The organism is Paenibacillus sp. 19GGS1-52 (genome assembly GCF_022369515.1).
Lineage (GTDB): Bacteria > Bacillota > Bacilli > Paenibacillales > Paenibacillaceae > Paenibacillus_AQ.
The window spans coordinates 314115-325505 of the sequence record NZ_CP059724.1 but is presented as its reverse complement, the minus strand read 5'-3'; the positions used below and the strand labels follow the sequence as shown (position 1 = coordinate 325505).

Annotated in this window: 10 protein-coding genes; all 10 read right to left on the bottom strand. The window is 45.9% G+C overall.

Translation table 11 applies throughout. The features are described 5' to 3' along the window. Positions 1 to 98: 98 nt before the first annotated feature. The 10 genes from H1230_RS01550 to H1230_RS01505 all read right to left on the bottom strand — a co-directional run bounded on the left by H1230_RS01550 (position 99) and on the right by H1230_RS01505 (position 11149). A complete protein-coding gene (locus tag H1230_RS01550; protein WP_239713915.1) occupies positions 99 to 1649 on the bottom strand; it encodes a M23 family metallopeptidase in 1551 nt (516 codons plus the stop codon). A gap of 301 nt (positions 1650 to 1950) precedes the next feature. Then, entirely contained in the window at positions 1951 to 2607 is a 657-nt protein-coding gene (locus H1230_RS01545; RefSeq protein WP_239713914.1) for a hypothetical protein, read from the bottom strand. A gap of 148 nt (positions 2608 to 2755) precedes the next feature. Further along, positions 2756 to 4042, bottom strand: a complete 1287-nt coding sequence (locus tag H1230_RS01540; protein ID WP_239713913.1) for an adenylosuccinate synthase — start codon at positions 4040 to 4042, stop codon at positions 2756 to 2758. Between the two features lie 214 nt (positions 4043 to 4256). After that, positions 4257 to 5618: a replicative DNA helicase gene (dnaB, locus tag H1230_RS01535; RefSeq protein ID WP_154118915.1), complete on the bottom strand. Its 1362-nt coding sequence runs from the start codon at positions 5616 to 5618 to the stop codon at positions 4257 to 4259. Between the two features lies 1 nt (position 5619). Continuing rightward, positions 5620 to 6066, bottom strand: coding sequence for a 50S ribosomal protein L9 (gene rplI, locus H1230_RS01530; protein WP_239713912.1), 447 nt, complete (start codon positions 6064 to 6066; stop codon positions 5620 to 5622). After that, on the bottom strand, positions 6063 to 8072 hold the full coding sequence (locus tag H1230_RS01525) for a DHH family phosphoesterase (protein WP_239713911.1): 2010 nt from the start codon (positions 8070 to 8072) through the stop codon (positions 6063 to 6065). The genes rplI and H1230_RS01525 overlap by 4 nt, the downstream gene beginning before the upstream one ends. A gap of 11 nt (positions 8073 to 8083) precedes the next feature. After that, a complete protein-coding gene (locus H1230_RS01520; RefSeq protein ID WP_239713910.1) occupies positions 8084 to 9001 on the bottom strand; it encodes a DUF2232 domain-containing protein in 918 nt (305 codons plus the stop codon). A gap of 6 nt (positions 9002 to 9007) precedes the next feature. After that, on the bottom strand, positions 9008 to 9310 hold the full coding sequence (locus tag H1230_RS01515; protein WP_239717011.1) for a MazG-like family protein: 303 nt from the start codon (positions 9308 to 9310) through the stop codon (positions 9008 to 9010). A gap of 183 nt (positions 9311 to 9493) precedes the next feature. Further along, positions 9494 to 9919 carry a CBS domain-containing protein gene (locus tag H1230_RS01510; protein WP_239713909.1) on the bottom strand — a complete coding sequence of 142 codons (426 nt, stop codon included), beginning with the start codon at positions 9917 to 9919 and terminating at the stop codon, positions 9494 to 9496. Between the two features lie 192 nt (positions 9920 to 10111). After that, entirely contained in the window at positions 10112 to 11149 is a 1038-nt protein-coding gene (locus tag H1230_RS01505) for an LCP family protein (protein WP_239713908.1), read from the bottom strand. Positions 11150 to 11391 lie beyond the last annotated feature (242 nt).

Here is an 11391-nt window from a genome sequence, read left to right as displayed (position 1 = left end):
CGGGAAATATGAAGATAATTTATTGTGTGAAACCTATGAATTGTTATATTTCAAAAAAGAAACCACCCGAATATATTCGGGCGGTTGGTTATACTTAACTATTTCAAATATTTCATTGGATTGATAGCTGTTCCGTTCTTACGGATTTCAAAATGTAGATGTGTGCCGGTTGAACGACCGGTACTTCCCATAATACCAACCTTGGCTCCCTGCTCCAACCGCTGCCCTACGGAAACGGAGATGCTGCTCATATGCCCATAATACGTTTCATAGCCGTTAAGATGATTTATAATGACCACATTGCCGTATCCGCTTTTCACACCAGCAAATGATACAGTACCCGCATCAGCAGCCATAATAGTACGGTTGCCAGATACCAAATCTACTCCCTTATGAACACGTCCCCAGCGCTCTCCGAAGCTGCTCGAAGTTACAGCCCCAGTGACTGGCCAAGCGAACATGCCCGTTCCTTCACCAACAACCTTTGTTCCACTATATACAACCTCAGGCAGAGAAGCCTTAACCACCGTCTGTCCCAGCCATTCTTCCTGGACAACAAGACCATTCTCCTTCGTCAGCCGATATTGCATTTCTTTAAGCCCGGTCTGTCCTGCACGCACGACTTTACGCTTACCTGCCGGTAATAAATCGCTTTTACGTACAATAACTTCCGGTTCTGTAACGACCTGCTCTGTTACTTGCTCCACCGTAACTACAGTGACATCCGGTTGTGCTACCTTCAGTTGCAGCTCGTCCCCGATTTGCAAAGCCAGTTCTTTGGCCGCTGGGTTATTGCGGAATACTTCTGCCTGAGTGATATTGAAGCGTTTGGCAATACCCGAGATCGTATCACCCTCCTCGACAGTATAGAGCAGAGGCTCCTCTTCACCTTCCGTGAGCGCCTTGACTGCCTCCGCCACATTCAGTACTTTGTTGGGATCTGCCTTAATCGGGACAATGGTCACTGCCTCACGAATCTTGGTCGACTCCACCTTGTCAGCAGCTTTCGCTGACGCAATAGCTGAGCTTGAAGCTGCGGTCTTCTTCAGATTCACATTCGCGCCTTTTGAAGCCTTAGTCTCTGGGGTATAATAGTTCTTCACCCCTTGCAGAACTGCATTTGCCGTCTCCTGATCCTTCACAACACCCACTGCTTTGCCGTCTACCATCAACTGCACACCTACTGCATAAGCTTTGAGCAAACCATCCAACTTCTTCAGCGTTGCCGCACTGTCAATCTCCGGTTTGTAAGCCTTCTCTGATTGCGTAGAAATGCCTTCTGTTTGCAGTACCATCACCGCATCCGGATATTTGGCTTGATAAGCCTGCCGCTTCTCTTCGAATAGCTTGTCCAGCTGTGCCGCTTCGTTGAGGTTTCCAATCTCCTGCCCCTGCACCATTACTCGATAATAGGTTACCGTGTTTGCTCCTACATATTTCTTCTCTGCACCGAACAAAAAGGTAGCCAGAAGCACGAGACCGGCCGATGCCAAAATCCAGGAGCGCCTTACCTTCCGAGCTCCCGTTGCTTGATGAAAGACTTTAGTATCACTAGCGGCATTACTGTTCTGCTCTACGCCGGATCCTCCAGTTGCGGTTTGACCGTCCTGTAGTTTCCCCACCCGACGCATGAATTTAAATCCATTCATGAAACTCTCCCTTTCAGTCACCCATTCACTCGTTTTAGAGTGGCAAGCTTGTTATACGACCCCTTTTATATAGTTCGCTTATGATTTCTCTAGATAGATTCGTGTAAATTCAGTTGCTGCAAATATAGCGCCAAAAGGTTACAAAACTTTAACACATTATGACCCTTGTTTACTGTAACATAGCTGGGTGAAAAATTTCAACTTTGTTATCATGACAAAACCCGCGAATTTCGCGGGTTTTTTGTATAAATATTACTTTTAAACCTTTTGCGCGTGTACAAATTGTGACACTTTCCTGCCGCTATGGAGACTCCTCTGAAGTTGGTGTAAGCATTTTCATTATGGTGTCATATTCCTCGGGATCTACGTATTTAGCAATTACCTGTTGGAGCTCCTTCACTTCATCCTCTGTTAATCCATCTTCCATTGCTGTGGAGATCTTCTGCATTTCGTCCTGCGGCAGCTTGGACATCAGAATATTGAATATATTAACCTTCTTGTCAGATGGAAGATTATTCTTTAAATCACCCAAGGCTTCGGGAGTCATTACCAATTGCTGGTCTAGTGAACTCTCACTCTGATCGGAGGCCGTAGAATCTGCTGAAGCTTGTCCCATTGCAGGTACAGCATCCTCAGGGACTTTTTCATCCACAGCATCTTCACTTTTGGGAGACGACGTATCTGATGTGCTACTCTTATCCTGTTCTTCCGAACTAGACGTTGTTCCTTTTGTATTCTCCGTTATCTCTGTTGAGGTCGAGGCCGCTTTATCCTCCATCCCGATAATGCTTTTCATCATCCCTCCTAGCCCCGGAGCAGAGTTACCCAGCTTGATATCGAAGCTTGCCAACACTGACTGTATATAAGCATTCACAACTACTCCTGTTGTTAGGATGGAAAGTGCACTCGCTAGCACTACAATCAGGCACACCCCAAGTATACGCTTTACTATCCTCATCTTCATCGCTCCCTGTAGCTTCTATCTTTCAAGTATTGACTAGAACAGGCTCTGGGAAACCTCTGAAGACTTTCTTATATTTCAAAAAAAAAGGGAGTCCCGTAAGCCATTTAAATGGCTTACGGGACTCCCTCTTAGGGTCATTCTATTAGATATAGATTGGCAGTACTTGATTAGTCTGTTCCCGGTTACGGCCAACAGAGAAGATAGCGATCGGAATGCCTGTCAGCTCCGATACACGTTCAACGTATCGGCGAGTATTCTCAGGCAAATCGCTCAACGTTTTTGCAGAAGTGATATCCTCGCTCCAGCCTGGAAGCTCTTCGTATACAGCTTCGCATTCCGCCAGCATTTTGAGACTAGCCGGATAGTGGTTAATGATCTCCCCACGGAATTTGTAGCCCGTACAGATCTTCACAGTCTCAAGACCGCTGAGTACATCCAAGGAGTTAAGTGACAAGCCCGTAAGACCGCTGACACGACGAGCATGGCGTACAACAACGCTGTCGAACCAACCTACGCGACGCGCACGTCCCGTTACAGTCCCATATTCATGACCTGTCTCACGAATATACTCACCGACTTCATTATTCAGTTCAGTAGGGAAAGGGCCATCACCCACACGAGTGGTATACGCCTTGGCAACACCGATAACCTGTTTGATCTTAGAGGGACCAACACCAGAGCCGATGCAGACACCACCCGCAGATGGATTAGACGATGTAACGAACGGGTATGTGCCTTGATCAATATCAAGCATAACTCCTTGTGCGCCTTCAAACAATACTCTTGAACCTGCATCAATGGCATCGTTGAGCACAACAGATGTATCTGTTACATAGTTGCGAAGCACTTCGGCATAGGCCAGATATTGGGTTAGAATCTCTTCAACATCTAGAGCCTCACCACCATAGACCTGTGTAATAACCTGATTCTTCTCTTCCATTAATGGACGAAGTCTCAGCTCGAATTCCTCAGCGTCCATGAGATCGGCAATACGAATACCGTTGCGTGCGGCTTTGTCCATATAGCATGGGCCAATTCCTTTGCGGGTCGTCCCGATCTTGTTCGGACCTTTGCGATCCTCTTCCAAAGCATCCAACAACATATGATAAGGCATAATAACGTGAGCACGGTCGCTGATAACCAAATTTGTGGTGTCGAATCCGCTCTCGTGAATATAATTAATTTCTTGTATCAGTGCTTCCGGATTAATAACCATTCCGTTACCAATTACACAAGTTTTCTCTTTATAAAATACACCAGATGGAATCAAGCTGAGCTTATACTTCTTACCGTCAATCAGAATCGTGTGACCGGCATTGTTACCACCTTGATACCGGGCGACCACATCTGCGCTCTCTGCTAGAAAGTCTGTGATTTTCCCTTTGCCTTCGTCTCCCCATTGTGTTCCCACGACGACTACCGTTGACATATTCATTCCTCCGTAGGTGCTTGCCAGCACCATTATTTTTCATAATAATATGGGCCCTGTACGGCATTCTTATGTACGCAGCCCTCCGGACGCCAGCGGTTTTACCCCGCTAAAGCACAATACCCAGTGTAACAGCCGTAATTTTTAAAGTCAAATAAAAACGAACGATTACACGGGTAAATGTGCAATCGTTCGGATATTGTCACGAATAAGCTTAACCTGCAAATGGTTCTGCATGCGCCCGCTCGTAGTTGACGAACTTGTTGAAGTTTTTTAAGAATACAAGCTCCACCGTACCTACGGGTCCGTTACGCTGCTTGGCTATGATGATTTCGATAATATTTTTCTTCTCCGTGTCCTGATTGTAATAATCATCACGATACAGAAACGCTACGATATCGGCATCCTGCTCGATCGAACCGGACTCACGCAAGTCACTCATCATTGGGCGTTTATCCTGACGTTGCTCCACACCCCGACTAAGCTGGGACAGCGCAATAACAGGCACGTCCAGCTCACGGGCAATCTGCTTCAGCGTACGCGAGATTTCCGATACTTCCTGCTGGCGGTTCTCCCCGCCTTTTCCGCGACCTTGTATCAGTTGCAGATAGTCAATGACGATCATGCCAAGACCCTTTTCCTTCTTAAGTCTCCGACATTTCGCACGGATTTCCGTTACGGTAATACCCGGTGAATCATCAATATAAATCTCCGCTTCCGACAGCGACTGAATCCCCATCGTCAGCTTTGACCAGTCATCATCACTCTTGAAGTCCCCTGTACGCATAATATTGGCATCCAGATTAGCTTCAGCACAAATCATACGCTGTACCAGCTGTGGTGCTGACATTTCCAGGCTGAATATGGCAACAGTCTCTTTGGCACGTACAGATACATTCTGGGCGATATTAAGTGCGAATGCGGTTTTCCCTACGGAAGGACGGGCTGCCACAATTATCAGGTCGTTTCGCTGAAAGCCATTGGTCATTTTGTCTAGATCCACGAATCCGGAGGGAATTCCGGAGGTCCCGCCCTTATTCTGGTGCAGCAACTCCACCCGGTCAAATACCTGCATCAGCACATCCCGAATGGCCACAAACCCACTGCCACTGCGTCGATTCGAAATTTCCAGAATACGCCGCTCAGCATCACTCAACATGCCAGCTACATCTTCGCCGCCCGTATAACCTTCACTTACGATCTGCGTTGCTGTACGAATCAGACGCCGCAGCATGGCCTTCTCTTCGATAATCTGCGCATAATACTCTACGTTCGCCGCCGTCGGCACCGCATGTGCCAGCTTAGCCAAATAGCTGACACCGCCGATATCCTCCAGCTGTCCCTTGTCCTGCAGTCTGGACGTCAGCGTAACAAGATCAATCGGCTGGCTCTCTTCTCCGAGCTGCACCATCGCCTCAAATATCATTTGATGCGGTTTATCGTAGAAGTCTTCGGTATTCACCCGTTCCATAGTGGTGAGCAGTGCTTCATCCTGCAGCAAAATAGCGCCAATTACCGCTTGCTCAGCCTCCAGATTCTGCGGGGGAATCCGATCGAAAAAGAGATCTCCACCCATATTACTCCTCCGTTACCTGAACCTTAAGCGTAGCCTTTACTTCAGTATGCAGCTTTATAATAACCTGAGTCACACCCAAATGACGGATGGGATCACTCAGCTCAATTTTACGCTTATCGATAACGATGCCCTCAGTAGATGACAGAGTTTCAGCAATCTGTTTGCTTGTAATGGCGCCAAATAGACGACCGCCTTCACCCGCTTTTGCTTTCATGCTCAGGGTTAGCTCGTCCAGCTTCTTGCCAAGCTGCTGTGCATCCCCTTTTTCATTATCCTTACGTCGTTGTTCCGCAGCTGCCTGATTCTCCAACGTCTTCACATTGCCATCTGTTGCCGGACGAACCAGTCCCCGCGGCAGCAGGAAGTTGGCTGCATAACCTTCTGACACCTCTTTGACTTGACCCTTTTTACCTTGTCCCTTAACATCTTTTAAGAAAATGACCTTCATTCGAACAGCCCCTCTTTCGATTCAATTTCAGCCAGCACTTCCAACAGCCTGGCCTCTGCTTCCTTACATGTTCCCTCCAGCTGAACAGCCGCATTGGACAGATGTCCACCGCCACCCATTTGCTCCATAACGACCTGAACGTTCATGCGCCCGAGTGATCGGGCACTAACGCCGATAAGGCCGTCAGGACGCTCACTAATGACGAATGAAGCGACTACATTCGTCATTCCGAGTAGCGTATCCGCAGTCTGGGCAATAAGCAGCTGCGGGATCTTCATTCCCGGTGCTGTCACAACCAATGCAATATGATCATATACCATTCGCGCATGTTTGATAATCTCCGCTTTGGAAATGTACTCTTGCAGATCCTCTTTCAGCATGCGCTGAATGAGAATCGTATCCGCGCCAATCCGGCGCAGAAAGCCTGCTGCTTCAAAAGTACGCGAGCCTGTATGAAGCGCAAAATGTTTCGTATCCACTGTAATCCCGGCAAGCAGCATGGTTGCTTCCAGCGGGCTAAGCTTGACCTTATCATGGATATACTGCAGCAGCTCCGTCACCAGTTCACAGGTAGATGAAGCATAGGGTTCCAGATAGACGAGCACGGCATCATTAATGAATTCCTCGCCTCTCCGGTGATGATCCACAACTACAATCCGGCTGGCATATTGGACAAGCCGTGGTTCCATCGTCATAGACGCTTTATGCGTATCCACAACGATCAGCAGCGTATGCTCAGTCATCACTTGCATGGCTTGATCCGTAGAGATGAAGAATTTGTTCAGTTCTTCATCCTTGCGAATCTGCTCCAACATTCGGGTGATTGAAGGATTGGGTGCATCCTCCATTACGATGTTTGCTTCCACATTATACATTTGTGCAGCCTTGAGTAATCCGATAGCAGCTCCCACTGCGTCAATATCCGGCATCCGGTGTCCCATGATAAGTACGCGGTCGCTCTCCTGCATCAAATCGCGCAGAGCATGGGCGATCACTCGAGCTCTTACCCTGGTGCGCTTCTCAGCAGCATTACTTTTGCCGCCATAGAAAGACAGCCGTTGTCCTGCCTTAACTGCCGCTTGATCACCGCCCCGCCCAAGGGCCATATCAAGACTGGATTGCGCTAGAGCACCAAGCTCACTTGCGGACTCCGCTCCAAAGGCCAGACCAATACTCAGTGTCATAGGCACTTTCAAATCAGCCGTCATCTCGCGAACCTCATCCAGAACAACGAAACGGCTTTCCTCCAATGCCTGCAGACTACGATGATTCAGTAGCATTAGATAACGTTCCGAAGACAAACGGCGCAAGTACACATCAAACTGCTTGCTCCAATCCGTGATCTCGGTGGCTACTTTGGCGATTAGCGAAGTTCGCTGTTGGTCATCCATCCCTTGAGCAGATTCATCCAGATTGTCCATCATTACGATACCTATCGCCAGCTTTTCTTCCTCATAGCGTTCACGCAGCACCACAAGCTCCGTTATGTCATATAAGTAAAGAAGACGTTCGCTTGGAATGATCACCGCTTGATAATACCGCTCATCCACAGTGATTTCTAACCGAGAGTCTTTCAAGAGACCGTCTTTAAAAACCTCCCGCTTCCCCTGCGCACTCCCCGCCAAAGTAGACATCATATCAGGCAGCAACTCTTGAATTGCCTCACCTACCAAGGACTTACGGGCGAAGATCTCACCTGCATTGCGGTTGTTCCATTCTACTGTACGATCCTCACTATACAGTATGATTCCGAGCGGAAGCATACTGACCGCTTCACCCTCTACCCGCTTGATACGAAAAGACAACCCGTTTATATACTCCACCAAATTGCGCCGAAACGATATTTCCGCCTTCAGCATGGAGAAGCACAAGGTGCCCGCCAGAAACAGACTAGCGACACCAAGGGCCCAGTTATAAGTACTGACTATTATTATAAGAACCAGCAACAGCATGAACGCCCATACGGTATGATAGCCGTGCCAGCGTCTTTGCAGAAATTTAGGCATGAACTCTCACCCTATCGTTTCGATTTCGTCACAAACGCTCGCAGCGGAAATACCAAATCGATAATGCCGATAATCCGCAGCGGCGGTAGCAGAATAATGGGTATGGCCAGAAGGATCGGAATAATCTTATTCCATTTCCGCTCATGCGCTACAAAGAAGAAAAATCCGATGGCCTGAATCATAAAACCGATTCGCAACAGTGGTAACAGATTAGCTGAAATCATTGTCATATAGCTGCTATCCGAACCGGAGAACAACATTTGAATAATAACGCCAATCAGATAATACCAGATGAATGATCGGGGAAGTCTCCATTCACGCGCTGGCTTCATCTTCGGAACTGCATATTCCATACTGTTTAGAATTGGACGGACAATAGAATGTGTGATCACAGCAATCATGAACGAGCTCACGATTAAAGTCATAGGGATCATTTGAATAGTCATGATACTGATCTTGTTTACATCCTCGGACGTAAAGTTCAGATCACTGATCAGCGGATTGGCAGTTCCTAGCTGCGACAGTGGTGATGTGACCATTTGCAGCACATCATTCACATAACTCGACAGATCAAAATTAAATAGCGCTGTCCCAAGAAGCAAGAGCAGCAGAAATTCTCCAAGAATCGTAACGGTACCTGCGAGCAGTGTAGACATCGCCGAAGCGCGTTTTTTGTAAAAGCGACCCATTACCAGCGCGGGTATCATAAAATACACTGCTATCACTAGATATATAGGTGTAATCAGACCGACAATTAACATTATCGGCAATACATGAATAATAAACTGTTTGGTGTTCAGAGTAGTGAACAGCACTACGGCCGGAATAATCATAAATAGAGTAGTAATGAGAAGCAGTGGGGTTGATAAGGAGAGCAGCAATAACAAATATGCGATGCTCCAAGCCACAGATGTCCAGCGAAATTTCAACAGTATTCACCTCTTACGCATATGTTCTTCTAACGCAGATATATCCTGATACCAATCTTCCAATTGATGGCCTTCCTGCTTATGCTTCCTGAGCTTTTCTTGCAGTAGACCGTCCAGCTCACTATAGGGGATGCCCAATCTTCGCCCCAGAATATAAGAACTCATAATTAGGCTTGCCAGACTGTCACCAACACGGGCAGTACTACCTTCCCATAACGCTTTAAATAACCGCGAGACTTGATCAATTACTTCCGTTTTCAGCCATTCAATTACCTTAGCACGTTTAGCCACATCCAGATCCTTCGGCACATTGGTCACGTTTCACTACCTCCGGCAAAAAGCTTTATTCTCCATTATAGCATAAAATTTTCTATGCACCACTTACGCTTCCCGTCTCAGAAATCATGTTTTCAAAAAAAGCCTGCATTCCGTTATCGCCGGAAATACAGGCCTCTTAATTTCGTTTGCTTCCACGAGCCGTGAATAAATGAATTATAATGATTCCTGTGATTGCCGTGCAACAAATCTTTCACAATATTCGATAACCTGACTCCGTCGGACAATTCCAATAAATCGGTTCATATCATCGATCACCGGTACAAAATTTTGTACTTTAGCTAGACTAATTAAATCTTCCATGTTCGCATCAATTGAGACCGGCTTATTGTTCATTCTGAGTGGGACGTCCTTTAGCAGAAACTTAGAGGCATTCTCAAATGTAATTTTCCCGTTAGAATCCTTCATGTACCACAATAGATCGCCTTCTGTTATCGTACCTGCATACTCTCCGTTCCGATTGAGAATCGGCACAGCGCTATAGCGATGATATTCCATACGCTCCAATGTCTGACGCAGCGTTGAATCCAACGTTACACAAGCTACCTCCTGTTTCGGAAGTAAAAAAAATGCAATATTCATGTCTTGATCCTCCTAAAAGATTTCCGAAGGAATTACAGCTCCTTATCTTTCCCTTACCCATAGTGCTTTGAAGTAATACGTGGCGACTAATAAATAGTTCCAGACCATTATACCATGACACAACAAGCAGCAGCCACTAACCTTCTCTATGGCTGCTGCATTTAGGTATATGGCATTACATTTGATCCGAAATTATTGTGCAGCAGACGTTGCTTTGGGCTTCAGCGCATTTTCAGCTTTACCCGGCTCAATTAATTGATCCACTGGCGTACTAGCGTTCATCCAGTTATCGATCATTGCCGTGGCTTCACTCAGGTCCTCTTCATCAACGATATCATAAGATATGCCATCGATGCGTTTCCCTTCGCCCATAACCGTAAAACTGGAAATATCCATTGCTTTGCCGCCCATGAATTTCTTGGCCAAGCTAATAATCATAGAAGGCTGTAGATCGGTCTTGAAATTATCACCCATAATATCCAGCAACTCCGGAATATTGCCAATCTGGCTGATCGATAACATCTTATTCGCTACCACGTCGATAAATACCTGCTGACGTTTGGTCCGGTTAAAGTCGCTATCTTCACGATAACGTGTATAATTCAGTGCTTCTTCACCATTATAATTGGATTTACCGCCGATAATTGTAAACTTCTCATGATCCTTACCTTTATTTACAATATCTTTTTGAATCGGTAACGGTACGCCTCCGATGGCATCAACAGCGTCCTTTAATCCTTGAAAATTAATGGTGGCATAATATTGAATGTCGTGGCCTAACAGAGCTTCAAGAGTATCCTTGGACATCTGTTGACCACCAAAAGCATAAGCATGTGTGATTTTATCCTTTTTGTTATCATCATGTCCAATAATTTCGGTATAGGTATCACGTGGTATAGAAATAAGCAGAATTTTAGAGTCCTCTGGTCGAATAACTGCATAGATCATCGTATCCGAACGTGCTGTTTCATTTTTTCGCTGGTCCGTACCCAGCAACATTAATGAGAATGGATCACTTTTGTAAACCACAGGTTCTGGTTTAACATTGTTATCCTCACTTACAAGCGGTTGGTAGGATTTCTGTTGCAGTTTGGCTTCAACCTGATCTGACAAGAAGAGATCGAACGCCAACACAGTTAAAGATTTGCGGAACAGAAAACCCCCAGCTATGATGAGCACAATTGCAATAAGGGAAATATAAATTTTTTTCATTTTTATAAATTTTTTCATTATTGATTCCTTCTTTATTGTGGAATATACATATAATTACTCAAGTTATATTTATAATACTTACCTGTGCATTACCAGGCAGTCATGACTTTAGCTTCTCTTGGCTGTAAAGCTCTGCTTAAATTTATGGTTCCCCCTTTCCTGAATTTTGGACCATTCTTATTAAAGAATAAACTTGGAAATCTTCTTTGATACAGGCTATGCTTAAAAAGTGTAATACAGTTCCTAATACCTATGTCCGT